The 24867-nt window shown below is 38.1% G+C and carries 23 protein-coding genes; 17 read left to right on the top strand and 6 right to left on the bottom strand.

Annotated elements, in window-relative coordinates; genetic code table 11:
* Window positions 1-137: 137 nt before the first annotated feature.
* The 11 genes from cps2T to radC are packed head-to-tail and all read left to right on the top strand — an operon-like array spanning window position 138 to window position 12173.
* A complete protein-coding gene (gene cps2T, locus HMPREF2877_RS09305) occupies window positions 138-1286 on the top strand; it encodes a beta 1-4 rhamnosyltransferase Cps2T (RefSeq protein ID WP_045768503.1) in 1149 nt (382 codons plus the stop codon).
* Window positions 1283-2239 (top strand): glycosyltransferase family 2 protein, encoded by a 957-nt coding sequence (locus HMPREF2877_RS09310; RefSeq protein WP_038676534.1) that lies wholly within the window; start codon window positions 1283-1285, stop codon window positions 2237-2239. Before cps2T ends, HMPREF2877_RS09310 begins: the two co-directional genes overlap by 4 nt.
* Window positions 2223-3032, top strand: a complete 810-nt coding sequence (locus HMPREF2877_RS09315) for an ABC transporter permease (RefSeq protein WP_014634840.1) — start codon at window positions 2223-2225, stop codon at window positions 3030-3032. The genes HMPREF2877_RS09310 and HMPREF2877_RS09315 overlap by 17 nt, the downstream gene beginning before the upstream one ends.
* Window positions 3032-4237 carry an ABC transporter ATP-binding protein gene (locus HMPREF2877_RS09320; protein WP_045768504.1) on the top strand — a complete coding sequence of 402 codons (1206 nt, stop codon included), beginning with the start codon at window positions 3032-3034 and terminating at the stop codon, window positions 4235-4237. Before HMPREF2877_RS09315 ends, HMPREF2877_RS09320 begins: the two co-directional genes overlap by 1 nt.
* A 20-nt stretch (window positions 4238-4257) precedes the next feature.
* Complete coding sequence (locus HMPREF2877_RS09325; RefSeq protein ID WP_045768505.1) at window positions 4258-5292, top strand: glycosyltransferase family 2 protein; 1035 nt, start codon at window positions 4258-4260, stop codon at window positions 5290-5292.
* A complete protein-coding gene (locus HMPREF2877_RS09330) occupies window positions 5289-7070 on the top strand; it encodes a rhamnan synthesis F family protein (protein WP_045768506.1) in 1782 nt (593 codons plus the stop codon). The genes HMPREF2877_RS09325 and HMPREF2877_RS09330 overlap by 4 nt, the downstream gene beginning before the upstream one ends.
* Window positions 7067-7993 (top strand): glycosyltransferase, encoded by a 927-nt coding sequence (locus tag HMPREF2877_RS09335; protein ID WP_045768507.1) that lies wholly within the window; start codon window positions 7067-7069, stop codon window positions 7991-7993. Before HMPREF2877_RS09330 ends, HMPREF2877_RS09335 begins: the two co-directional genes overlap by 4 nt.
* 10 nt (window positions 7994-8003) lie before the next feature.
* Window positions 8004-8447, top strand: coding sequence for a hypothetical protein (locus HMPREF2877_RS11305; RefSeq protein ID WP_256262938.1), 444 nt, complete (start codon window positions 8004-8006; stop codon window positions 8445-8447).
* Window positions 8426-9430, top strand: a complete 1005-nt coding sequence (locus tag HMPREF2877_RS09340; RefSeq protein WP_256262939.1) for a DUF2142 domain-containing protein — start codon at window positions 8426-8428, stop codon at window positions 9428-9430. Before HMPREF2877_RS11305 ends, HMPREF2877_RS09340 begins: the two co-directional genes overlap by 22 nt.
* A 17-nt stretch (window positions 9431-9447) precedes the next feature.
* Entirely contained in the window at window positions 9448-11442 is a 1995-nt protein-coding gene (locus HMPREF2877_RS09345; protein ID WP_235289457.1) for a DUF7657 domain-containing protein, read from the top strand.
* Between the two features lie 44 nt (window positions 11443-11486).
* On the top strand, window positions 11487-12173 hold the full coding sequence (gene radC / locus HMPREF2877_RS09350; RefSeq protein ID WP_045768510.1) for a RadC family protein: 687 nt from the start codon (window positions 11487-11489) through the stop codon (window positions 12171-12173).
* Window positions 12174-12230: 57 nt separating this feature from the next.
* Here the strand turns inward: radC and HMPREF2877_RS09355 are convergent, their stop codons facing one another.
* The 6 genes from HMPREF2877_RS09355 to HMPREF2877_RS09380 form a co-directional block, all read right to left on the bottom strand.
* On the bottom strand, window positions 12231-12926 hold the full coding sequence (locus HMPREF2877_RS09355) for a gamma-glutamyl-gamma-aminobutyrate hydrolase family protein (protein WP_070579740.1): 696 nt from the start codon (window positions 12924-12926) through the stop codon (window positions 12231-12233).
* Window positions 12919-13578, bottom strand: coding sequence for a redox-sensing transcriptional repressor Rex (locus HMPREF2877_RS09360; protein ID WP_002884205.1), 660 nt, complete (start codon window positions 13576-13578; stop codon window positions 12919-12921). Before HMPREF2877_RS09360 ends, HMPREF2877_RS09355 begins: the two co-directional genes overlap by 8 nt.
* 141 nt (window positions 13579-13719) lie before the next feature.
* Window positions 13720-14067, bottom strand: coding sequence for a DUF1831 domain-containing protein (locus tag HMPREF2877_RS09365; RefSeq protein WP_002884733.1), 348 nt, complete (start codon window positions 14065-14067; stop codon window positions 13720-13722).
* Between the two features lies 1 nt (window position 14068).
* Window positions 14069-15181: a cysteine desulfurase family protein gene (locus HMPREF2877_RS09370; protein ID WP_070579743.1), complete on the bottom strand. Its 1113-nt coding sequence runs from the start codon at window positions 15179-15181 to the stop codon at window positions 14069-14071.
* A 3-nt stretch (window positions 15182-15184) separates the two neighbouring features.
* Window positions 15185-16156: a ribose-phosphate diphosphokinase gene (locus tag HMPREF2877_RS09375; RefSeq protein WP_013990217.1), complete on the bottom strand. Its 972-nt coding sequence runs from the start codon at window positions 16154-16156 to the stop codon at window positions 15185-15187.
* A 284-nt stretch (window positions 16157-16440) separates the two neighbouring features.
* Complete coding sequence (locus tag HMPREF2877_RS09380) at window positions 16441-17016, bottom strand: CYTH domain-containing protein (RefSeq protein ID WP_022496737.1); 576 nt, start codon at window positions 17014-17016, stop codon at window positions 16441-16443.
* Between the two features lie 95 nt (window positions 17017-17111).
* On the opposite strand from HMPREF2877_RS09380, the gene HMPREF2877_RS09385 reads away from it, so the two are divergent.
* From HMPREF2877_RS09385 to HMPREF2877_RS09410, 6 genes are all read left to right on the top strand, one after another.
* Entirely contained in the window at window positions 17112-17786 is a 675-nt protein-coding gene (locus tag HMPREF2877_RS09385; protein WP_070579749.1) for a GTP diphosphokinase, read from the top strand.
* The gene (locus HMPREF2877_RS09390; protein WP_002884507.1) at window positions 17758-18594 is read left to right on the top strand and encodes an NAD kinase; all 837 of its coding nucleotides are present in this window, start codon (window positions 17758-17760) and stop codon (window positions 18592-18594) included. Before HMPREF2877_RS09385 ends, HMPREF2877_RS09390 begins: the two co-directional genes overlap by 29 nt.
* On the top strand, window positions 18591-19487 hold the full coding sequence (locus tag HMPREF2877_RS09395) for an RluA family pseudouridine synthase (RefSeq protein WP_070579752.1): 897 nt from the start codon (window positions 18591-18593) through the stop codon (window positions 19485-19487). Before HMPREF2877_RS09390 ends, HMPREF2877_RS09395 begins: the two co-directional genes overlap by 4 nt.
* A 13-nt stretch (window positions 19488-19500) precedes the next feature.
* Window positions 19501-20484 carry a phosphate acetyltransferase gene (gene pta, locus HMPREF2877_RS09400; protein WP_070579757.1) on the top strand — a complete coding sequence of 328 codons (984 nt, stop codon included), beginning with the start codon at window positions 19501-19503 and terminating at the stop codon, window positions 20482-20484.
* Window positions 20485-20720: 236 nt separating this feature from the next.
* Complete coding sequence (locus tag HMPREF2877_RS09405) at window positions 20721-22691, top strand: peptide ABC transporter substrate-binding protein (RefSeq protein WP_070576840.1); 1971 nt, start codon at window positions 20721-20723, stop codon at window positions 22689-22691.
* Window positions 22692-22871: 180 nt separating this feature from the next.
* The gene (locus HMPREF2877_RS09410; RefSeq protein WP_070579760.1) at window positions 22872-24842 is read left to right on the top strand and encodes a peptide ABC transporter substrate-binding protein; all 1971 of its coding nucleotides are present in this window, start codon (window positions 22872-22874) and stop codon (window positions 24840-24842) included.
* The last annotated feature ends 25 nt before the right edge of the window (window positions 24843-24867 follow it).

Genomic DNA, 24867 nt, shown 5'->3' on the forward strand with positions numbered 1-24867 from the left:
TGAAGACAAACATCGTTTTTGATGTTTGTCTTCATTCTGAAGGGACCTCTAGAGGTCCCTTTTTCTGTTTGCATTAGGCAAAAGCCTTGTAAAATGGTATAATTGACTAGATTATAGACTTGTTAGAAAGGGGATTTATGCAACACGTATTCATTATCGGAAGTCGTGGACTTCCAGCAAAATACGGTGGTTTTGAGACATTTGTAGATCAATTAGTCTCCAACCAAGTTTCATCCCAAATTAAATACCATGTTGCCTGCCTTTCTGATAAAAAGGCATATAAGCATTTCGAATATAAAGGTGTAGATTGTTTCACGATTAAGGCGCCTAAATTAGGACCGGCTCGCGTTATTGCCTATGATATGATGGCTATTAATTACGCTTTGAAGATAATACATGAGGAAAATATAGAAGAACCGATTTTCTATGTTCTAGGAAATACTATAGGTGCTTTTGTGGCTCCCTTTGCTACTAAGATTCATAAAATTGGTGGTAAATTCTACATTAATCCAGATGGCTTGGAGTGGAAACGAGCTAAGTGGCCCAAGCCAGTACAAGCTTATCTAAAGTACTCTGAGAAAGTAATGACAAGACATGCTGACTTAGTTATCTCGGATAATCCAGGAATTGAAACCTATATTCAAGGAGCCTATCCGTGGTCTAAGACAACTTACATTGCTTATGGAACTGATTTATCTCTGACAACACTGACTCATCAGGATGCCAAAGTTAGAGATATTTACAAGATGTGGAATACTTACGAGAAAAACTATTATTTGATTCTTGGTCGTTTTGTTCCAGAAAATAACTATGAAACGGCTATTCGTGAGTTTATGAGTTCCTCAACAAAACGTGATTTAATTATTATTTGTAATCATGAGGGCAATGCTTATTTTGAGGAATTGCGTTCTAAAACACAGTTTGATACGGATCCACGTGTGAAGTTTGTTGGAACAGTTTATGATCAAGACCTATTAAAATATATTCGCAAAGAAGCCTTTGCTTATATTCATGGTCATGAAGTTGGAGGAACCAACCCTGGCTTACTGGAAGCTATGGCACAAACTGATTTGAATTTAGTATTAGGCGTCTCATTTAACCGGTCAGTAGCTCAAGATACAGCTTGTTATTGGAAAAAAGATGAGGGCAATCTGTCCTATTTGATTGATCAAGTAGATGGTGTTTTAGATTACTCTGAACTAGGTAAGTTAGCTAAGGAGAACATGGAACAGAACTTTACTTGGAAAAAAATTGTAGGTGAGTACGAGGAGTTATTTTTATCATGAAAGTAAATATCTTACTGTCAACCTACAATGGTGAGCAGTATTTAGCAGAACAAGTGAAGAGTATCCAAGAGCAAACCTATCAAGAGTGGAAACTTCTCATACGTGACGATGGTTCATCTGATGGGACAGTTGAAATTATTAAACAACTGGCTGCACGAGATTCACGTATTCACTTTATCAATGAGAATCATGTTGAAAACGTTGGTGTAATCAAAAGTTTCCATGCCCTACTTAAGCATGGGGAGGCAGACCTATACTGTTTCAGTGATCAGGATGATTTTTGGCTTCCTGAAAAAATCTCACTTCAAGTGGCAGAAGCCAAAAAGTATTCTCAGGATAAACCTTTACTCATTTACACAGATTTAAAGGTAGTGGATGAAAATTTATCTGTCCTGCATGAGAGTATGATTCGTACTCAGTCTGACCATGCGAATACTGAGCTGATTCAAGAGTTGACTGAAAATACAGTTACTGGTGGCGTTGCTATGATAAACCATGCTTTAGCAGAACTATGGACTGGTGAGGAAAAGCATGATTTACTGATGCATGACTGGTATCTGGGTTTGCTAGCTTCTGCCTTTGGTAACTTAGTCTATATTGATGAGCCAACCGAGCTTTATCGTCAGCATAGCAGTAATGTCCTTGGTGCCCGAACTTTGCGAAAGCGGATGAAAAATTGGGTTAGACCCCATATCCTTTTTGCCAAATATTGGAGTCTTATCAAAGCTAGTCAAGATCAGGCTAGAAATTTGTTAGAACTCCCGTTAAGTTCACAGAATAAGGAAATCATTGAAAACTTTGTGACAATTATGGATGCTCCATTTAGAGAACGTTTAGCACGTATCCGAAAATACGGTTATCGAAAAAATAGAGCTTTTCACACAACTGTGTTTACGACATTGATTCTTACAAAGTTTGCATATAGAGGAGAGAAAGATGTTAGACTTTTTTAGTCAGAAAAATCGTATTTTGTTACGAGAAATGGTTAAAACCGATTTCAAATTGCGCTATCAAGGTAGTTTAATCGGTCATTTGTGGTCTATTTTGAAACCACTTATGCTCTTTACAATTATGTACCTGGTATTTGTTCGCTTCTTACGTTTTGATGATGGAACACCACACTATGCCATTGGCCTCTTAATCGGTATGGTTACATGGAGTTTCTTTTCGGAAGCGACGAGTATGGGGATGATGTCAATTGTATCAAGGGGTGACTTGTTACGAAAACTAAATTTTTCAAAAGAAATTATTGTTATTTCGTCAGTTGTTGGAGCTTCAATTAACTATGTGATTAACCTCCTTGTTGTCTTTGTTTTTGCCTTGGTAAATGGTGTTAATTTTTCATTAGGCTGGTTGACAGTTATTCCATTGTTTGCTGAACTCTTTCTTTTCTCAGCTGGTATTGCCTTTGTCTTAGCAACGCTCTTTGTTAAGTACCGTGACATTGGTCCGATTTGGGAAGTAGTTATGCAAGCTGGTATGTATGCGACACCCATTATCTATTCATTGACATTTATTTTGCAACGTGGACAAGTTAAGATTGCAAAACTGATGATGTTGAATCCTTTAGCACAAATTATTCAGGACTTGCGACACTTTATTGTCTTCTCAGGTAGCTTACGTGGTTGGGATTTAATTGGTCATAAGGCTATTGCTATTATTCCGTATTTCCTACCACTTGTTATCTTTGCTATTGGTTACTACATTTTCCATCATCAAGCTAAAAAATTCGCGGAGATTCTCTAATGACAGAAAAGAAAATTGCAGTTAAAGTGGACCATGTAAGTAAGTTTTTCAAATTACCGGTTGAGTCTACCCAAAGTCTTAGAACTGCCTTAGTAAATAGATTTAAAGGAATCAAAGGCTATAAAGAACAACATGTCTTGAAAGACATTGACTTCGAAGTTGAGGAAGGTGATTTCTTCGGAATCGTGGGACGAAATGGTTCAGGGAAATCAACATTATTGAAGATTATTTCTCAAATTTATGTTCCTGAACAAGGGACGGTTACCGTAAATGGCAAAATGGTTTCATTTATTGAACTTGGTGTCGGTTTCAACCCTGAATTAACTGGACGTGAGAATGTTTATATGAACGGAGCCATGCTTGGCTTTACGACGGCAGAAGTTGATGCCATGTATGATGAGATTGTTGAGTTCGCAGAGCTTGAAGATTTCATGAACCAAAAACTCAAGAACTACTCGTCTGGTATGCAGGTCCGTTTGGCTTTCTCTGTGGCTATCAAGGCACAGGGTGATGTTCTTATCCTTGACGAGGTTCTTGCAGTAGGTGATGAAGCCTTCCAACGTAAGTGTAATGACTACTTTATGGAACGTAAGAAATCAGGGAAAACAACAATTCTTGTAACCCATGATATGGGGGCTGTTAAGAAGTACTGTAACAAGGCTATTTTGATTGAGGACGGGTACATTAAAGCCAAAGGCGAACCTAGAGACGTTGCCAATCAATATAGTTTTGACAATACAGAACAAGTGATCACTTCAGAACAATCTGGAATTGAAAGAAGTGGTTCGCTTGTGGAAAATCTGAAGTTATCACTATTGTCTTCTAAGAGAGCGACACCAAATGAACCAATTTCATTTGATTTGACGTATACTCTGCTAGAAGATGTGCCTACTTATATTGCTATCTCATTTACAGATATTGATCGTAATATTTGGATTTATAATGACAATACGATGGATAGCTTAACAAGTGGCAAGGGTGATGTTAAAGTAAACTATCAGTGTTCACTAGCAGGGCTAAACGATATTAAGTTAAAACTCGAAATTACTGTAAGGGATGCGAATAACCAAGTTCTAGCCTTTCTTCCGGCTGATGAGATTCCAGTTATTGTTCTAAATAGGGATGATATTGATGATGATGATGAGTCAGCTAAAGATTCTGCAACTGGTATTATTCAAAGAAATGGGAAGTGGAGTTTTTCTTAAGAGAAAAAAGGGAAGTTTGAATGAAAGTATCGATTATTTGTACCAATTATAATAAGGGGGATTGGGTACGAGAAGCTATGGATAGCTTTCTCAATCAGAAAACAAATTTTGATTTCGAGATTATTATCATTGATGATGCTTCAACAGATCATTCGTATGAGATTATTCAAGAGTATCAAAATAAGTTTCCTGAAAAAGTTAGAACTTTTCGTAATGAAGTGAATCTTGGCATTGCTAGAACTTGGAAAAAAGTTTGCCAAGAAGCTAAGGGCCAATACATCGCGAGATGTGATAGTGATGATTTTTGGACGGACCCATTAAAACTTCAAAAGCAGGTTGATTTGCTAGATGCTTCAACAGATTCACTATGGTCAAATACCGAATTTGACATGGTAGACCTAGACGGAAATATTTTCCAAAAAGATGCCTTTGCTAATAAGGCGCTTCCTTTGATTGATTCTTACGAAGAGATGCTTGTCATGAAAGGAATGACAATGGCTTCAACCTGGTTGGTTGATACCGCTCTTATGCAAGATGTATCTGCTCAAATTAGTGATACTGCCACAGATGATACATTTGAGTTACAACTTGAATTATTCAAACGCACTAAAATTTCTTTTTTGAGTGATTCCACTACTGTATATCGTATGAATTTAGGATCTGATTCAAAACCTATGACATTGGAGACTGCTGAAAGGCGGTTCACAGGTATCTTAGATTCTCAAATTAAATATCTCAACAAGTATCCAGATCAGGATATTCAAAGAATTTCACACTTGGCTCTTGTTAAGGATCGTGATTTGGATATCTTAGTTTTTAAAAAAGACCGTCAGATAGAAGATTTAGATTTAAGACTGAATCAGGTGTCACGAATTTCTCATGACCAAAATGAGTATATTGAAGTCTTGAAGAAAGAAAATCAAGATTTTCAAAGTGAGTTGAATCGTATACAGAGTTTATATGATGACTTACAAATCCAATATAACAGTGTTGTTACTTCGAGAAGATGGACAATACCAACTAAAATTATTAATTTCTTTAGGAGAAGTAAATGAAACGTCTATTGCTTTATGTTCATTTCAATAAGTATGATCATATTAGTCGACATGTATTTTATCAACTTGAACATATGAGACCCTTGTTTGATAAATTGGTTTTTATTTCAAATAGTCGTCTTAGTGAAAGTGAAGTACAAAAGCTTCGTGATAAACACTTGATTGATGATTTTATCCAACGTGAGAATAAAGGTTACGATTTTGCTGCTTGGCATGATGGTATGGAATTTGTTGGATTTGACAACTTGAAACAGTATGATTCTGTCACTGTTATGAATGATACCTGTTTTGGTCCTCTATGGGATATGGCACCAATCTATGATAAATATGAATCAAACCCAAATGTAGATTTTTGGGGTATGACTAATCATCAAGGAATCAAGGCTGGTGATATTTATATTCATGAACATTTGCAATCTTACTTTATTTCATTTAAAAAACGTTTAGTTGAATCTAGTGTTTTTCAAAAGTTCTGGAAATCAGTTGAGAGTTTCGAAGATGTTCAAAAGGTAATCGATAATTATGAAACTCTTTATACCAAGAAGTTTATGGATGCCGGATTTAAGTATGAATCGATTCTTAATACGATTCCACTAAATGATAAGTTTTTCCATAGTAATTTTACAATTCATTATCCTCATGTTTTGCTTGATACAGGGGTTCCGTTTATTAAGGTTAAGACATTTGATTTAACCCAGCACCTCGCTCCTTATTTGCTTAAGGAAATCGAGAATAGAACAGACTATCCGGTAGAATTCATTTTGTCTCACATGTCAGATATGAGTTTACCGACTCCACCTTATCTACTTGATCGCAAAGTCATTGAGGAGAGCTCACAGACCTATTCAGACACTAAAAAAATTGCTGTACATCTTCATACCTACTATGTTGACTTACTTGAAGACTTTTTGAAGCAATTTGAGAATTTTCACTTTACTTATGATCTCTTCTTAACAACGGATTCAGAAGAGAAGAAGGAAGAGATTCAGTCTATCCTTGATAAGAATGGAAAAGTAGCTCGAATCTTTATTACTGGGAATCGAGGACGTGATGTTATACCAATGCTTAAGTTGAAAGATGAACTTTCTGCTTATGATTATATTGGACATTTCCATACGAAAAAATCACCAGAATACCCTTATTGGGTTGGAGATTCATGGCGAAATGAACTTTTCTCAATGTTAATTCAACCTGCTGATAATATTATTGCAAACCTAGAACGTGATGATAGGTTAGGGCTTGTAATTGCTGATATTCCGACTTTCTTCCGTTATACTAAAATTGTGGATCCTTGGAATGAGAATCGTTTTGCCGAAGGAATGAATAATTTATGGGAGCGTATGAATCTTGGTCGAGAAATTGACTTTGATAAGATGAATACTTTTATCATGAGTTATGGAACATTCATTTGGTTCAAGTACGATGCTTTGAAACCATTGTTTGACCTTGACTTACAAGATGAAGAGATTCCAGAAGAACCAATTCCTCAACATACCATTTTGCATTCAATTGAGCGTATTCTAGTCTACCTTGCTTGGGCAAGACGTTATGATTATGCCATTGCAAAAAACGATATCTATATTACGCCTTTTGTAGATAATGTTGTGTTAAATATCCGACCTGATACTTTACCAAATACCTATATTAATTTTGATAATATCGGTGGTATAAAAGGTGCTCTCAAATATATTATTGTGGGTCCAGGAACCGCTGTGAAGTATATTTTGAGAAGAATAAAGAGAAAATTTAAATCTAACAATATGAAGGAGAAATTATGACAGAAAAAATTGCGGTGCTTTTACCAGCTTATAATGAAGAAGTGACTATCCAAAAGGTTATTGCTGATTTTCAGAAAGCACTTCCAAATGCGGATATTTATGTTTATGATAATAACTCTAAAGATAAAACTAATGAATTAGCAAGAGAAGCCGGTGCTATTGTGCGTTTTGAGCCTAGACAGGGTAAGGGAAATGTAGTTCGATCTATGTTCCGTGAAATTGATGCTGATTACTATATTATGGTTGATGCTGATGATACTTATCCTGCAGATGAGGTAGAAAAACTTTTAGAGCCGTTACGTTCAGGAATGGCTGATATGACCATTGGTGATAGGTTGTCAAATGGTACTTATGCTGAAGAGAATAAACGAGGTTTTCATGGTTTCGGTAATAATTTAGTCAGACTTCTAGTGAATAAATTATATAAGGGTAATTATCAAGATATTATGACTGGTTACCGTGGCTTTAATCGACTTTTTGTTAAGACCTTTCCAGTTCTTTCACCTGGATTTGAAATTGAGACAGAGCTTTCTATTCACTCATTAGATAAACGTTTTAAATTGGTCGAGGTTCCGATTACCTATCAAGATAGACCAGAAGGTAGTGAATCTAAGTTGAATACTTTTTCAGATGGTTTTAAAGTTTTGAAAATGATTTTTAACCTTTTTAAAGATTATAAACCTCTATTGTTCTTTAGCTTAGTTAGTCTTGTATTATTCATTTTAGGTCTATGTGTAGGGATTCCTGTAGTAACTGAATTTGCTAAAACAGGATTAATTGATAAGATGCCATCAGCTATTTTAGCAACGGGGTTGATGATTCTTGCCGCTTTATCTTTTATTGCTGGTTTTATTCTAGATACACTAGTAAGACAAAATAGAATGCAGTATGAGTTGAAAATCTATGACTTTTATAAGGACTGATAAATCTATTATGGAAACAATAAAAGATAATTTTTTGAGTAGAAAAGGTTATAGTAATGTTGTGCTCACAATCATTCTGATGGTTACTCTACTTACGGGATTAGTGTCGATTACTTTGAGAAGCCCTATGGTGGGATTAGATGAAATGGGGCATTACGCAAGGAGTGTTGAACTTTCAAATGGTAATTTACTTAGTTTACAGGATGGAAATCCTGCACTTGCTGGAGGAAAAATTTCAAATACACAATATGAATTTATAGAAAAAGCTAAGCAAGTTCAATCGGGTAATTCTACTAAGTATAAAGCGACGGATAAAGATTGGTATCATAAATTTTCTTCACTTCCTTATACTAATCAGAAAAGGTTTTATGTGAATACAAATACTGTTCCCTATACACCTTTTCTTACTTACCATATGTTTTTACAGCTTATTTGTCAAAAATTATTGGAATAAAGCCTGTTACAGAATATTTGTTAATGAGACTTATTGGTTTCTTAACCTATTTTCTTTTGTTTATATTAGCTATTAAAATTACACCAGTTGGGAAGTTTACTTTAGCATTTATTTCTACTATTCCGACTGTAATAGTTAGTTGGACGAATATTTCTGCCGATGGTTATATGGTTGCAATCTCAGCTTTATTCTTTGCTGTAATATTGAGAGTGGTTTATTCTTTAAAGCAAGGAAAAAACATTACTTTGAATGATGTACTAGCTGTCTCAATTGTAACGGTATTATTATCAATGGGGAAAATTCCAATATTCCTATATTTATTTTTGCTATTACCGCTTGCATTTTTACTGAGAAAAAGATCAAATTTTGAACATAAGGCATATTTTTATTTATTATTTCTTTTTGGTCTTAGTTTTTTGGTAACTGTATGGTGGGTATTGATTGTTAAGAACATTAATACAGGTGCCTATTTTGGTAGAAATGTAGATACGTTCAAGCAGTTGAGTTTTATCTTATCAGATATCCCAAGTTTTTTAACCTTACTTGCTCGTACATTATTGGGCTATAATTTTTTTGTATATACCATTGGGTATACGAATGATTTAGCTGTTTATGCAATTCCAAAGTTGTTTACATACTTAAGTGCTACAGCACTGGTGTTATCAGTATTTGCTAAATACAATAGTCAAAACTATCTGAAAGCACCAAGAAATATTTATTTTAAGTTGTTTGAGATTTCAAAATATTTAATTTCTTTTGCTTTTATTGTTTCGGTATTTATCATACTTTACTTACAGTTCTCAGAAATTGGTAGTCATACCATTGATGGAGTTCAAGAACGATATTTTATCCCAATTTACTTCATTTTATTAAGCATAATTCCTAAACGAAAAATATCATCTGGATTATATCTGACTATAATTTCGTTATTGGCAATTTTACCAGCGATTTCTTACTGGTTAATTCTTTTTAATCAACTCTAGAAATGGAAAATAATTTTATGAAAAAAGTTCGTAGTTTGGGGATATCTTTTATCAAGTGGCGTTACGTAATCGCTCTATTTGCTTTTTTTTGTTCAGTAAGTCTGAATCTTAATGGTAGTTCAATTGCTAATTGGAATAACTTTGGTGTTAGAGAAACCGTGTCAGGTGTTCAGTCTGAAACAAAGACAGTTGACGATTATCAAGGCTTTCAAAAATTAAAGTTATGGGTTCCATCACTGTATCGTACGGATGATACTATCATAGGTAGTCCTAGACCAATCAGATCTGATGAATGGTTAGTTCAAACACCTTTTTACTTATCTCAGGTAAAAACAGGAAATCATTTTACAAATAAATCCTATCAAGTTTCAGGTCAGAATATGATGCTTGCTTATAACGTTTCATCCTGGCATATTTCAACGATAGGGAAACCATTTAACTGGGGATTTCTTTTCTTAGGAGCTTCTAGAGGGTTATCTTGGTATTGGAGTTTTAAAATTATAGCAATGCTACTATTAGCTTATGAATTTGCTATGATTTTAACCTCTAAGCGTAAGCTATTATCAGCTGTATCAAGTTTTTGGATAACTTTCACACCAACAGTACAATGGTGGTTTATGCAACATCTTGGCGATGTGGTATTCTTTTCATTATTGATAATGGTGTCTATATATCATTATTTTAACTCTGAAAAGAAAGTGTTCAAAATATTAATGGCAATAAATTTGATAGTTGCTCTTATTGGGTTCCCGTTAATTATATATCCAGCATTCCAAGTCCCCTTTGCTTATATTATTCTATTATTTACAGTAATACAGTTTTTCAAGGCATTAAGAAATAAAAAAGTTAAACTATTTGACGTGATTGTTATTGCATTAACTTTATTTGTTTCACTTATGATAGATGCATTAACCATTTATCAAAGTTGGGATGCAATATCAGCAACTCTTCATACAGTATACCCAGGAAAAAGAATTTCCGTTGGTGGGGAATATACTTGGAAAAATTTAAGTGATTTCTTATATAATATTGTTCTGCCATTTAAGGCACCTCAAGTGAGTAACCAAGTTGAACTATCAAGTTCATTTAATTTCTTGCTTTATATACTTCTGATCTTGCCTTTTGTTATTAAGAGGAAAGATATAAATAAAAATATCTTTGGGATTGTCTTAGTAGTTTATTCACTAATGCTGATGCTTTATAGTATAGTTGGTATCCCAACGGTACTATCTAAATTGACATTGTTTAGCTATGTACCATTTTCGAGGTCGTGGCAATCGATGTCAGTAATTGCAGTTTTTGCTTCGATATGGTTTATATCCTTTATATGGGATAAATTAGAGAGAGTAAATTTAACTAAAATTTTACCATCTTTATTCACTGTCACGATACTCTACTTATACAGAGGACTAACAGATGATATCTATAAGAATTATTTAGGAAGGTTTACATCCGTTATTTTAATTGTGATTATGTTAATTGCTTTTATTTGTATTCTTTATAGAAAAAAACGAGTATTCTATCCTATTATGTTAGCCATTATAATTGTGGGTGGATTGACTATTAATCCGGTTACACATGGCATAGGTGCTATTGAAAATAAATTACTATCTCATGAAGTTGAAAGCATTGTAGGAAAAAATCCTAATGCGATTTGGATGTCTGATTCTACAAATCTCTATCACTTTGTTCAAATGTTTGGTGCTAAAAGTATAGATGGTGTTAGATTTTATCCCGATAGACAACTTATGACTAAAATTGATAAGCAAAATCAATATGAAGATGTATGGAATAGATATGCACACTTAAAATATTCATTAACGAACGAGAACACATCTATGACTACACCAGTTCCCGATAATGTAAATATTAACTTAAATATAAATGAGTTAAAAGACTTAAATGTAAAATATATTTTGACAACTAGAGACTTAAATAAAGAATTTGGTTCGTCATTTACAGAGATTTATCAGGATAATGATAATAATAGAATCTTTGAATATTTGAATTAACTTCCCCTCCCACTTACGAATAGGTAAGTAGGAGGTTTTTTCTTATGTATAGTATTGTATCTGAGGAGGCGGGGCTTTTGCCTCGTGAGCGACTCTTACAGAAGGGAGCAGAGGTTTTATCGGATCAGGAGTTGTTGGCGATAGTACTACGAACAGGGACCAAATCTGAGTCGGTCTTATCTATGGCTAATCGTATTTTGAAAGGGATGACGAGTTTGGCGGATTTGTCTCGTTTGTCTTTGAATGAGCTTCAGAAGATTCCTGGTATTGGGCGTGTGAAGTCTATTGAGCTCAAGGCTATGGTGGAGTTGGCTAAGCGGATTGAGAAGGCTGAGTTGGCTCGTTCCGAACAGATTATGTCCAGTCAGCAGGTGGCCCGTCGTATGATGTTGGATATTGGGGACAAGCCTCAGGAGCATCTAGTGGCCATCTATTTGGATACACAGAATCGTGTTATTCAGCAGAAGACGGTCTTTATTGGTGGTGTTCGTCGTTCGATTGCTGAGCCACGTGAGATTTTGCATTATGCTTGTCATCTGATGGCAACGTCCCTGATTGTGGTTCACAATCATCCATCGGGTGAGGCCTATCCGAGTCGAAATGATATTGATTTTACGCAAAAGATTAAGCGGTCTTGCGATGATTTGGGGATTTGTCTGCTTGATCATCTGATTGTTGGCAAATCGACCTATTATTCTTTTCGTGAGGAGAGGGAGGATTTTGAGCTTTAGATTGAGGCGATGTGATAAAGACAAGAGAAAAGCAACTGAGTGCAGTCTCAGTTGCTTTTAAAGTTCGTTAACAACGTATTGAAAGAGTTTGAGGTCTTCTTCACGTTTGTCTAGGAGAAGCTCTGGGTGCCACTGGACACCAAGGAAGCGAAGGTCTGGTGTATTTGACTCAACGGCTTCGACAGTGTTGTCCTCAGGATCACGCGCAATGACACGGAGGTCAGAGGCCAAGTGTTTAATACTTTGATGGTGGAAGGAGTTGATAGAGGTTTCACGTCCGTAAATTTCTGCCAACTTACTGTCCTCTTCAACAATCATCTCATGGTAGAGGTAATCAGAAGGCTTGTCCTGCCAGTGATTCTCGATGTCTTGGTGGAGACTACCACCTAGTGCGACGTTCATGAGTTGAGTTCCACGACAGATTGAAAAGATGGGTTTCTTTTGCTTAGTGGCTTCCTCGATGAGTGCCATTTCAAAGATATCACGTTCGAGGAAGAAGTCATCTTCACTAGCATGGTTCTCTTCGTTGTAGAATTTAGGGTCAACATTTTGCCCACCAATAAGGATGAGCTTGTCAATCATGGAGATATAGGTCTTGGCTTCCGATGGATCGGATACTGGTAGTAGGATTGCTAAGCCTCCGGCTCTTTGAACTCCTTCTACAAAGCCAGTTGGGGCATAGGACCAGTTGATGTCTTCATGGGCTGGATTAGGCCTTACATTGGCAGTGATTCCGATAATTGGTTTAGTCATTGTTTCTCCTTGATTTTTCTTCTTCTTTCATGAAATAGAGTAGGGTTTGTAGTTCGCTAGTCAGGTCTACGTACTGGACCACCACGTGTCGTGGAAGATTGAGATTGACCGGAGAGAAGCAGAGAATGCCTTCAATTCCGGCATCAACCAAAAGATCAGCCACCTCCTGAGCCTTAACTGATGGTACTGTCAGGATGGCTGTTTTGATATCTTCTTGAGCAATTTTGTCCTTAATCTGAGAGATTCCATAGATAGGAATCTTGTCTTCAGTCTGAGTTCCAACCAGTTCGTTATCGTCTGTATCAAAAGCCATGACTAGCTGCATGCGATTACGCTCTTGAAAACGGTAGTGGAGGAGGGCACGCCCGACATTCCCAACACCTACGAGGAGTACCTTGGTAGTCGCATTGTCATTAAGGAGTTCAGCGAAAAATGTCATCAGCTTGTTCACGTCATAACCAAAGCCACGACGACCTAGCTCACCAAAGTAGGAGAAGTCTCGACGAACAGTGGCAGGGTCAATCCCAATCGCTTCAGCAATTTGTTTAGAGCTTGCTTTGTCGATATTTTCACGATGGAATCGTTTGAAAATACGATAGTAGAGAGAGAGACGTTTGGCAGTGGCGTTTGGGATGTTTTTCTCAAATGTCATTGATCGCTTTCCTTTCTTCAATTAGTATGATTCTCTTATATTTTAAGAAAAGTTTGTGAAGATTGCAACAAAATAGTGTAGAAGAGGCGATATAAAAAACCTATCACAAGGATAGGCTCTTTCTATGTAGTAAGAAAAAATTTAGACTTCTTCTTGTTCGAAAACGTTACGGTCAACCAAACTCTGCATCAAGAAATAGAATTTCTCTTGCAAGATGTGATGGTCTTCATTTTTAAAGATATTAACGTTACGGAGGCCAGATTTGTCTGTGATTGACAATTTAAAGCCTGTTAAATCTTTGTTAATAGTAATCTTTAGTGGGAAACCTTCGCCTGAGTTAGGCACTTTTTCGAGAAGACGGTGCAACTCATAGTTTCCAATTTTATTTTGCACAAATGTCGTGTCACGTAGGGTGAATTTTTTGACATTAGGGCTGATAGTGTAACGGTATTTACAGTCAGTCAAATGAATGCTTTTTTCAAATGCCATGTTAGTCTCCTATGATTTGATTGAGTTTTTCTGCTAGAGCTTGGAGTTCTTCAGCGGTATTTTCCTCTGATAAACTAATACGGATGGCCGTTTTTAGCTTGTCAGACTCCTTGCCATAGAGAGCTTGGATGACGTGGCTAGGGTCAACAGTTCCAGCCGTACAAGCGGAACCCGTTGAAACAGCAAAGCCAGCTAGGTCTAACAAGGTTAAGAGAGGGCCATTTTCCTTACCAGGAAAACTGATGTTGATGACGTGAGGTAGACTAGATCCTCCACCATTAATTTCATAAGGAACGGTAAGGGTATCTAGAAAGGCCTGACGAATCTTTTCAACATGCTGGTAATTGGCTTGGTAATTCTCGCTAGCATTCTTATAAGCAGCGGTCATACCTGCAATACCGACCAGATTTTCAGTACTGGCACGACGTTTTTCCTCTTGCTCTCCACCATGGAGTAGGTTGTCAAAATGCAAATCGTTATGATAGAGCAAGCCGACACCTTTAGGTCCATGGAATTTATGGGCACTAATAGAGAGAAAATCGGCTCCAAGTTCCTCTGGATGAATAGGAAGTTTTCCTGCTACCTGAACGGCATCGACGTGGAAGGCAGCTGGGTGATTGGCAAGCAAGTCACCAATTTCTTTGATAGGAAGCAATTGGCCGGTCTCGTTATTGGCATACATAACAGAAACTAGAATAGTATCGTCACGTAAGGCCTCAGCGATTTGTTGGGCAGTAATGACTTGATTTTCTGGTTGAATATAGGTTACTTCAAAACCAAAACGCTCTTCCAAGTAGGCCATGGTGTGAAGGACAGAGTGGTGTTCAATAGCAGTTGTAATCAGGTGCTTACCTTTAGCTTGATTGGCTAGGGCGTAACCTTTGATAGCTGTATTGTTTCCTTCGGTCCCCCCAGAAGTGAAAATGAGCTTACGAGTAGGGACTTCAAATTGTTTGGCCATTTCTTCACGGGCTTCACGAAGTTCCTTGGAAGCTTGACGACCATAAGCATGGAGGCTGGATGGATTTCCAAAGGTTTCAGTCATGACATGTGTCATAGCTGAAATAGCAGCAGTATTTAAAGGAGTTGTTGCTGCATTGTCCAAATAAACCATAGCTTAGTCCTCGTGTGCTGTATATGCAAAGAGTGGACTAAGTGGTTGACGTTCGAAGATACGAGTAGTAGCGTTAGCGATTAGCTCACTTGCTGAAATGTATTTAACGTTTGTAGGCACTTTTTCTTTAGTCGCAACTGAATCTGTTACCAAGATTTCTTTGATTGGAGCAGCGTTGAGGACTTCGGCAGCACCTCCTGCAAAGAGACCGTGACTAGCAACTGCATAGATGTCTTTAACGCCACCACGTTCAAGGATTTTAGCTGCTTCAGCAAATGTTTTACCAGTATTAAGGATATCATCAACCAAAATTGCTGTTTTTCCTTCAACCTCACCGATGATGTAGCCTTCTTCGCGTTCTGAATCATCTTGAGCGTAGTCAATGATAGCGATTGGTGCATCAAGGTATTCCGCCAAGCTACGAGCACGTTTAACACCTGAGTTTTTAGGGCTAACAACGACAACATCACTTCCTGTGAATCCTTTTTCGTTGTAGTATTCAGCAAACAATGGCATTGTGAAGAGGTTATCTACTGGGATATCGAAGAAACCTTGAACTTGGACAGCGTGAAGGTCAAGTGTCAAGACACGATTGACACCAGCTTTAACCAGCATATTGGCAATCAATTTAGCAGTGATTGGTTCACGTGAAGCAGCGATACGGTCTTGACGTGCATAACCAAAGTAAGGCATAACCACGTTGACAGAGTTAGCACTGGCACGTTTGCAGGCATCAATCATGATGAGCAATTCCCAAAGGTGGTCGTTAACAGGGTTGCTAGTAGATTGGATGATATAAATATCGTCCCCACGAACAGACTCTTCGATGTTGATCATGATTTCACCGTCAGAAAATTGACGTGAAGATACTTTACCAAGTGGCAATCCGGTAGCCTCAGCAATCTTTTCAGCAATTTCTGGGTTTGAGCTGAGCGAGAACAATTTCAATTGTGGGTTTGCTTTTTGATGTACCATGACGATGGTGACTCCTTTAAAAAATAAGATGCTAAGCCCAGTTAGGGCTATTGTAATAAAACTACAGATAGTTCTATTTTAGCAAAAAGAAGCAGAAATTTCAGCCATCAAAGTATGATATTGGTGAAAAATACCGAACCTTTGTTAGCTAAAATCCTTTTGTATGCGTTTTTAGAGAAATCTATTCCCCTCTAGAAGTCATTTATGGGATAAAATGCTTGTAGTATTTAACGCTGCATGTGTTTAAACATAAAAAGACAAGGAGCTAACTCCTTGTCTAACTTTTAGTCTTTGTCTCGTTTGAGGGTAGCTACAAAGCGTGCAACCTTACTCTTGGCATACTTAAAGTCAATGTTATTTTCTTTAAGGAAAGCATCAAAGTCGTCTTTACCTTTCTCGGCATCCGAAACTTCTAGTTCAAGCTCGTAATCTTTCTTATCAGCATAGACATTGACATCGAGAGCCATGAGGCCGATATTGGTCTGGTACTCGCGACGGGTAGTGGTCAAATGTCCGAGGATGGTTAGGTCCTCGAGTTTAACCCCACGTTCTAAAAGAATGGATTTGATCTGACAATCAGGAAAGTCCAGCGACTTAGTCAAAGCCTTAGCGTCCGCACAATCCATGGTAAGGTTGTACTCCATGTTCCCGACTTTTTCAGGGATCTTCAAGGTCAGCTCACCATGAGTGGGAAGCGTCCTGATACGCAAGGATAGTTTTTTGTTTCTCATGTCACTCTGAGGAGTGTCGATGTAGTAGTTGGTTTGCGTAACAGGTGTCACGTGGGAGAAAAGCATCGCTAAACGATTGTACTCGTCTTTGGTGAGTAGAGTCTTGTACTCTATCTCTAAATGGTTCATGTGTGTCCTCCCTTGTGCTTTCAAATGTGGTATAATATAACAGATTGTATTTATTTTATAAAAAACTAAAGCTTTTGACAAGGAGGAGTCCTATCTTGACCATGGATTGGGAACAATTTTTAGACCCCTATATTCAGGCCGTAGGTGAGCTCAAAATCAAGCTCCGAGGCATTCGTAAACAATTTCGTAAGCAAAATCGTCACTCGCCTATTGAATTTGTGACGGGACGTGTGAAGTCAGTGGCTTCCATTGAGGAGAAAATCGCCCTTCGTGGCCTTTCGGTTGAAAATTTGGCTCAAGATATGCAGGATATAGCTGGTCTCCGAGTCATGGTCCAATTTGTCGATGATGTGGATGAGGTTTTAGCTTTGCTACGTCATCGTAGTGATATGACCATTGTTTCAGAGCGTGACTACATCAGAAACCGTAAACATTCGGGTTATCGCTCTTATCATGTTATCGTCTCTTATCCTGTTGATACCATTGATGGTCGTAAGGAGATTCTTGCGGAGATTCAGATTAGGACTTTGGCCATGAACTTTTGGGCCACCATTGAACATTCCCTTAATTACAAGTATCAGGGGAACTTTCCAGAGGAGATTAAACTTCGTTTGGAAACTACGGCTCGTATGGCTTATGAACTTGATGAAGAAATGCGTAAGATACGTGATGATATTAGAGAAGCCCAGTTGCTCTTTGATCCAATTAACAGAACTTTGAAGGATAGTGTAGGAAATAGTGATGACACAGATGAAGACCTCTTCGGATGAAATGAAGGTAGCTATTATTGCCAATGGCAAACCCCAAAGTAGGCGTGTTGCCTCGAAACTTTTTAATGCCTTTCGAGATGATCCTGATTTTTATTTGACCAAGAAAAATCCAGATGTGGTCATCTCAATTGGTGGTGATGGCATGTTGCTATCGGCCTTTCATATGTATGAAAAAGAGCTTGCTCGTGTGCGTTTTGTAGGGATTCACACAGGTCACTTAGGCTTTTATACGGATTATTTGGACAGTGAAGTGGATCAATTAATCGAGACGCTTCGAAAAGACAGTGGTGCTAAGATTTCTTACCCTCTTTTGAATGTCAAATTGACCCTGGCTGACGGGCGTTCTTTTACGTCGATTGCCCTCAATGAAGCAGCCATCAAGCGTAATGAGAAAACCATGGCAGCAGATGTTTGCCTTAATGATGTCTTGTTTGAGAGTTTTCGTGGTGATGGGTTGTCGGTGTCAACGCCCACAGGATCAACGGCCTACAATAAATCTCTTGGTGGTGCGGTCCTTCATCCTACCATTGAAGCCTTGCAACTGACTGAGATTGCCAGTCTTAATAATCGTGTGTATCGTACCTTAGGTAGTCCTCTTATTGTGCCAAAGCATGAGAAGATTACGGTTTATCCTACCCGAATGGGAAGCTACACTCTATCTGTTGATAATAAAACCTATACTAACCGTAATGTGAAAAAGGTAGAATTCTCAATTGACCAACGTAAGATTTCCTTTGTGGCTAGTGCCAGCCATACAAGTTTCTGGGAACGCGTACGTGATTCCTTTATCGGAGACATGGAAGAATGAGATATGAGTTTACAGTAGGGCGTTCTTGTCGGGTTAAGACCTTTTTGAAGGAGCACGATATTTCTAAAGGGCTACTGGCAAAGATTAAGTTTGAGGGCGGTCATATTTGGGTCAATGGCGAGGAGCAGTTTGCGACTTATCCTGTTCATGAAGGAGACGTGGTTGCCATTGAAATCCCTGATGAGGCACCGCACGAGACCTTGAAACCTATTCCTTTTGACTTGGATATTGTCTATGAGGATGACAATTTCTTGGTGATTAATAAACCGTATGGCTATGCCAGTATTCCAAGTGTTAATCATGACAATACCATGGCTAATTTCGTCAAATATCACTTCGTCAGCAACAATTATCCGAACCAGCGTGTGCATATTGTGACACGCCTGGATAGGGACACGTCTGGTCTCATGTTGTTTGCTAAGCATGGTTATGCCCACGCGCGTATGGATAAGCAGTTGCAGCAGAAGTCTATTAAGAAACATTACTATGCCTTGGTTGAAGGTGATACCAAACTTGAGGAGCAGGGTGAAATCATTGCACCGATTGCGCGTGATGTGGATTCTATTATTACACGTCGGGTTCATAAATCAGGGAAATATGCCCACACTAGCTATCGCTTGGTAGCTGATTATGGTAGGGTTAAACTGGTTGATATCAATCTTCATACCGGACGTACGCATCAGATTCGTGTGCACTTTGCCCACTTAGGGTTGCCTCTTCTGGGAGACGATCTTTATGGTGGGTCCCTAGACTACGGTATTAAGCGCCAGGCCTTGCATTGTCATCGTCTTGCCTTTATTGATCCTTTCACCAAAAAAGAGATGGTCCATGCATCTTTCTTGACAGATGATTTTGAAACCGTTATCATGAACTTACAAACTAAAAAAGATTGATTGAGGATTTTTTATGCGTAGTCTATTTGGTGAACTTCGTGAACGTATTTTAGGGAAAGGTGTTAAGATTGTTTTTCCTGAGGGGAACGACGACCGTGTGGTTCGTGCTGCTGCCCGTTTGAAATTTGAAGGATTGGTGGATCCTATTATTTTGGGAGACCCAGCTGAGGTTCACAAAATCTTGAGCGATTTTGGCTTTGCAGACTTTAACTATACGATTATTAATCCTGAAGCCTATGAAGGTTTTGAGGAAATGAAGGAAAAATTTGTTGAGATCCGTAAAGGAAAAGCAACGATCGAAGATGCAGAGAAATTGCTTCGTGATGTGAACTATTTCGGTGTTATGCTAGTTAAACTTGGTCTTGCTGATGGAATGGTTTCAGGTGCCAGTCACTCGACAGCGGATACAGTACGTCCTGCCCTTCAAATTATCAAAACAAAACCAGGCATTTCACGTACATCAGGTGTTTTCCTTATGAACCGTGAAAATACCGATCATCGTTTGGTGTTTGCAGACTGTGCCATCAACATTGAACCAAATGCTCAAGAATTGGCAGAAATTGCAATTAATACTGCTGAAACAGCTAAAGTTTTTGGTATTGATCCTAAAGTGGCCATGCTTAGCTTCTCAACAAAAGGTTCTGCTAAATCGCCAAAAGTCGATAGGGTTGTTCAAGCAACAAATATTGCAAAAGAAATGCGTCCTGACTTGGCTATTGATGGTGAGTTGCAGTTTGATGCAGCCTTTGTTCCAGCAACAGCTGCCATTAAGGCTCCAGATAGTAACGTAGCGGGACATGCTAATGTCTTTGTCTTCCCAGGTTTGCAAGCAGGGAACATTGGGTATAAGATTGCCCAACGTTTGGGAATGTTCGAAGCTATCGGACCAATCTTGCAAGGTCTTAATAAACCTGTTAACGACCTTTCTCGTGGAGCTAGTGCTGAAGATATTTACAATTTGGCGATTATCACAGCTGCTCAAGCTCTTAATAGCTAATTTTAACTTAGAAACAGAGGTTTAACCAAGGTGTTAGGCCTTTTTGTTTTATGCATGACTGGTGATTAAAAATAAATCGATTAAAGTAGCCAGAAATCCAGAAAACACAAGGGACTGCTGAGTTTTTCGTGTTTCATTAGGTGCAATAATTGTGCAAAATAGTCTGATAATGACTCCTTTTCTTGATTATTTATGCTATAATGAAAGAGTAAAATTTTATTTTTGGGAGAAATCTTATGAAAAAAAGCAAATGGTTAGCCCTTGCGGGTGTGGCACTCCTCAGTGTAGGTGCCTTAGCGGCTTGTTCATCTAAGTCAAGCACTAGTGGAACGACTTATGGTTATATTTATAACTCAGATCCTGAAACATTGGACTATATCACGTCAAATACTGGACCTACTAAGACTGCTGTAACTAATGGTGTAGATGGTCTTATGGAAGCTGATAAATATGGGAACCTTGTTCCTTCTGTAGCTGAAGATTGGTCAGTTTCTCAAGATGGTCTTACCTATACCTATAAAATCCGTAAGGGTGTTAAATGGTACACTTCAGATGGTGAAGAGTATGCTGATGTGACTGCTAAGGACTTTGTGACTGGTCTTAAGCATGCGGCTGATTCCAAAGCTGGAGCCCTCTATTTGGTACAAGATTCTATTGCAGGCTTGTCTGACTACCTCTCTGGTGCCAATAAAGATTTCTCAAATGTAGGTGTCAAAGCAATCGACGATCACACATTGCAATATACCCTTAAAAAACCAGAACCATACTGGAATTCTAAGACAACCTATGGTTTGCTCTTCCCGGTTAACGAAGACTTTCTTAAGAATAAAGGAAAAGATTTTGGTAAGTCAACAGACCCAACCTCTATCCTTTATAACGGTCCTTTCCTTCTTAAATCTTTGACAGCTAAATCATCTATCGAGTTGACTAAGAATGAGAATTATTGGGATAAGAAGAACGTGCATTTCGACGCTATCAAATTGTCATATTATGATGGTTCTGACCAGGAAGCTCAAGAGCGTAGCTTCTCAGATGGTGCTCTCAGCATTGCACGTGTATTCCCTATGAGCTCTAACTATGCGTCAGTAGAAAAGAAATATAAAGATAATATTTATTACACAGCACCAGGTGCGTCTACAGCAGCTATTGGTGTGAATATTGATCGTCAAAGCTATAAATTCTCAGCTAAGAAGACAGATGCTGAAAAGACATCAACTAAGAAGGCTCTTCTAAACAAAGACTTCCGTCAATCAATCAACTTCGCTATTGATCGTACAGCTTATCAATCTCAAGTTAATGGTAAAGATGGGGCAGCTCTTGCTCTACGTAACCTCTTTGTTCCTTCTGATTTTGTCAGTGCAGGTGATAAGACCTTCGGTGACCTTGTGACAGAGAAAATGAGCACTTACGGTGATGAATGGTCTGGTGTTAATTTTGCGGATGGTCAAGATGGTCTCTACAATGCGGAAAAAGCTAAGACTGAGTTTGCCAAAGCCAAAGAAGCTCTTCAAGGTGAAGGTGTTCAATTCCCAATTCACTTAGACCTTCCAGTTGATCAAAGTTCTAAACTTAATGTTGCTCAAGCTCAATCATTGAAACAAACGATTGAAAAATCATTGGGTAGTGAAAATGTAGTTATCGATATCAACCAGTTGTCATCTGATGACATGCAAAATGCAACCCTTAATGCGGCTAATGCGGCAGCAGAAGACTGGGATATTTCAAACGGTGTTGTTTGGGGTCCAGACTATCAAGATCCATCAACTTACCTTGATATCTTTAAGACAACTTCAAGTGAAAATACCAAGACTTTCATGGGTTATGATGATCCAAACAATGCGGCCGCAGCCCAAGTAGGTCTTAAAGATTATGACGCCTTGCTTGATTCAGCAGCTTCAGAAACAACAGACCTCAACGCTCGTTACGACCGATATGCCCAAGCTCAAGCATGGTTGGAAGATAGCTCGCTTGTCATTCCATTGACTGTTGGTAACGGTGCAGCACCAGTTATCTCACGCTTGACACCATTTACGGGTGCTAGCATGCAAGTGGGTGATAAGAACTCATCAGACTACTTCAAATATGTGAAACCACAAGAAAAAGTAGTTACTAAGAAAGAATATGAACAAAGTCGTGAAAAATGGCTTAAAGAAAAGAAAGCATCTAACGAAAAAGCTCAAAAAGATCTTGAGAAACACGTTAAATAATATTCTTGAGGAAAAGGCAGTTTGCCTTTTTCTTTTGTCCAAAAAGGGCTTAACTCTAGTGTTTTCTTGGTTTGTAAATGTGAGAAAGTCAGTATAAGACAAAATATTCTGAAAATTGTACTCATCTTATTTTTTATGGTATAATGTAGGCATATAAAAAAGATTTTTTGGAGAATGCTTATGAAAAAAAGTAAATGGTTGGCCCTTGCGGGTGTTTCCCTCCTAAGTGTTGGGGTTTTAGTGGCTTGTTCATCAAAATCAAACACTTCAAGCAATACTTATAACTATGTTTATACTGCTGATCCTGAAACATTGGATTACCTTATTTCCAATAAAGGTTCAACGACTGACGCTGTGACAAATGGTGTCGATGGCCTTTTGGAAAACGATAAATATGGTAACTTGGTACCTTCTATTGCCAAGGACTGGACTGTTTCAGCTGATGGTTTGACTTATACTTACAAACTTCGTAAAGGAGTTAAATGGTATACTTCAGACGGTGAAGAGTATGCAGAAGTAACAGCTAAAGACTTCGTAACAGGTCTTAAGCATGCTGCTGATAAAAAGACAGAGTCAATTTACTTGGCAAAAGATTCTGTAGTAGGTCTTGCTGATTATTTCAATGGTACTGATAAAGACTTCTCTAAAGTTGGCGTTAAAGCACTTGATGACTACACTCTTCAGTACACGCTTAAACAACCAGAACCTTACTGGAATTCTAAGATGACTTATTCTCTCTTCTGGCCTGTAAATGAAGAGTTCCTTAAGTCAAAAGGGGATAGCTTTGGTAAATCAACAGATCCATCATCTATCCTTTATAATGGTCCATACATCCTTAAGTCATTGACAGCTAAATCATCTATTGAGTTGGCTAAAAATGAAAACTACTGGGATAAGAAAAATGTCCACTTCGATGGCATTAAACTTTCTTTCTACGATGCTTCAGACCAAGAATCGCTTGTTCGTAATTTCACTGATGGCGCTTATAGCCAAGCACGTCTATATCCAACAAGCTCAAACTTTAATTCTGTAGAAAAACAATATAAAGATAATATCTTCTATACACAACCATCTGCAGATATTGGTGGGGTTGGTGTTAATATTGACCGTCAGTCTTACAACCATACATCTAAGAAGACTGATGCTGAAAAAGATTCAACTAAGAAAGCTCTTCTTAACAAGGACTTCCGTCAATCAGTTAACTTTGCTATTGACCGTACAGCTTATTCAGCACAACTTAATGGTGAAAAGGGTGCAGCACTTGCTGTTCGTAACCTTCTTGTGAAACCTGATTTTGTTTATGCTGGTGACAAGTCATTCGGTGATTTGGTAACTGAAAAGATGCCTTCATATGGTGACGAGTGGTCAGGTGTTAACCTTAAAGACAGTCAAGATGGTCTCTTCAACGCTGATAAGGCTAAGACTGAATTTAATAAGGCTAAGGAAGCTCTCCAAGCACAAGGTGTTCAATTCCCAGTTCACTTGGACCTTCCAGTTGACCAAGCTGCAAAACCAACTGTAGCACGTGCACAATCTTTGAAACAATCTGTTGAAAAGACACTTGGTAAAGAAAATGTTGTTGTAGACGTTCATCAAATGTCTCAAGATGATCTTCTTAACAGTACTTTGTATGCAGCTAACGCAGCAGCAGAAGACTGGGATATCAATATTTCAGTTGCTTGGGCGCCTGACTACGAAGACCCATCAACATTCCTTGATATCTTCAAGACAACAGCTAGTGAGAACACAAAAACTTACATGGGATTTGACGATCCTAACAATGCAGCAGCAGCTCAAGTAGGTCTTAAAGACTTTGATGCTTTGGTTGACAATGCAGCTAAAGAAACAAGCGACCTCAACGTACGTTATGAACGTTATGCAGAGGCACAAGCTTGGTTGGAAGATAGCTCACTCTTCATGCCACTTATGGTTAACAAGGGTGCAGCTCCAATGGTAGCTCGTTTGACACCATTCTCAGGAGCCTACTCTCAAGTAGGACCTAAAGGTTCTGACAGATACTTCAAGTACCTCGAACCTCAAAAAGATGTTGTCACTAAGAAAAACTATGATAAAGCCCGTGAAAGCTGGCTTAAAGAAAAGTCTAAGTCCAACGAAAAAGCTCAAAAAGACCTTGAGAAACACGTTAAATAAAAGGACGATGGAACTTTCTCATTAG

It is taken from the genome of Streptococcus sp. HMSC072D03 (genome assembly GCF_001812855.1).
Taxonomy (GTDB): domain Bacteria; phylum Bacillota; class Bacilli; order Lactobacillales; family Streptococcaceae; genus Streptococcus; species Streptococcus salivarius_D.

Excerpts from the sequence above, each read along its gene's own strand:
- cps2T (WP_045768503.1), top strand. The coding sequence starts at position 138 with ATGCAACACGTATTCATTATCGGAAGTCGTGGACTTCCAGCAAAATAC.
- HMPREF2877_RS09310 (WP_038676534.1), top strand. The coding sequence starts at position 1,283 with ATGAAAGTAAATATCTTACTGTCAACCTACAATGGTGAGCAGTATTTA.
- HMPREF2877_RS09315 (WP_014634840.1), top strand. The coding sequence starts at position 2,223 with ATGTTAGACTTTTTTAGTCAGAAAAATCGTATTTTGTTACGAGAAATG.
- HMPREF2877_RS09320 (WP_045768504.1), top strand. The coding sequence starts at position 3,032 with ATGACAGAAAAGAAAATTGCAGTTAAAGTGGACCATGTAAGTAAGTTT.
- HMPREF2877_RS09325 (WP_045768505.1), top strand. The coding sequence starts at position 4,258 with ATGAAAGTATCGATTATTTGTACCAATTATAATAAGGGGGATTGGGTA.
- HMPREF2877_RS09330 (WP_045768506.1), top strand. The coding sequence starts at position 5,289 with ATGAAACGTCTATTGCTTTATGTTCATTTCAATAAGTATGATCATATT.
- HMPREF2877_RS09335 (WP_045768507.1), top strand. The coding sequence starts at position 7,067 with ATGACAGAAAAAATTGCGGTGCTTTTACCAGCTTATAATGAAGAAGTG.
- HMPREF2877_RS11305 (WP_256262938.1), top strand. The coding sequence starts at position 8,004 with ATGGAAACAATAAAAGATAATTTTTTGAGTAGAAAAGGTTATAGTAAT.
- HMPREF2877_RS09345 (WP_235289457.1), top strand. The coding sequence starts at position 9,448 with ATGAAAAAAGTTCGTAGTTTGGGGATATCTTTTATCAAGTGGCGTTAC.
- radC (WP_045768510.1), top strand. The coding sequence starts at position 11,487 with ATGTATAGTATTGTATCTGAGGAGGCGGGGCTTTTGCCTCGTGAGCGA.
- HMPREF2877_RS09355 (WP_070579740.1), bottom strand. The coding sequence starts at position 12,926 with ATGACTAAACCAATTATCGGAATCACTGCCAATGTAAGGCCTAATCCA.
- HMPREF2877_RS09360 (WP_002884205.1), bottom strand. The coding sequence starts at position 13,578 with ATGACATTTGAGAAAAACATCCCAAACGCCACTGCCAAACGTCTCTCT.
- HMPREF2877_RS09365 (WP_002884733.1), bottom strand. The coding sequence starts at position 14,067 with ATGGCATTTGAAAAAAGCATTCATTTGACTGACTGTAAATACCGTTAC.
- HMPREF2877_RS09370 (WP_070579743.1), bottom strand. The coding sequence starts at position 15,181 with ATGGTTTATTTGGACAATGCAGCAACAACTCCTTTAAATACTGCTGCT.
- HMPREF2877_RS09375 (WP_013990217.1), bottom strand. The coding sequence starts at position 16,156 with ATGGTACATCAAAAAGCAAACCCACAATTGAAATTGTTCTCGCTCAGC.
- HMPREF2877_RS09380 (WP_022496737.1), bottom strand. The coding sequence starts at position 17,016 with ATGAACCATTTAGAGATAGAGTACAAGACTCTACTCACCAAAGACGAG.
- HMPREF2877_RS09390 (WP_002884507.1), top strand. The coding sequence starts at position 17,758 with ATGACACAGATGAAGACCTCTTCGGATGAAATGAAGGTAGCTATTATT.
- HMPREF2877_RS09395 (WP_070579752.1), top strand. The coding sequence starts at position 18,591 with ATGAGATATGAGTTTACAGTAGGGCGTTCTTGTCGGGTTAAGACCTTT.
- pta (WP_070579757.1), top strand. The coding sequence starts at position 19,501 with ATGCGTAGTCTATTTGGTGAACTTCGTGAACGTATTTTAGGGAAAGGT.
- HMPREF2877_RS09405 (WP_070576840.1), top strand. The coding sequence starts at position 20,721 with ATGAAAAAAAGCAAATGGTTAGCCCTTGCGGGTGTGGCACTCCTCAGT.
- HMPREF2877_RS09410 (WP_070579760.1), top strand. The coding sequence starts at position 22,872 with ATGAAAAAAAGTAAATGGTTGGCCCTTGCGGGTGTTTCCCTCCTAAGT.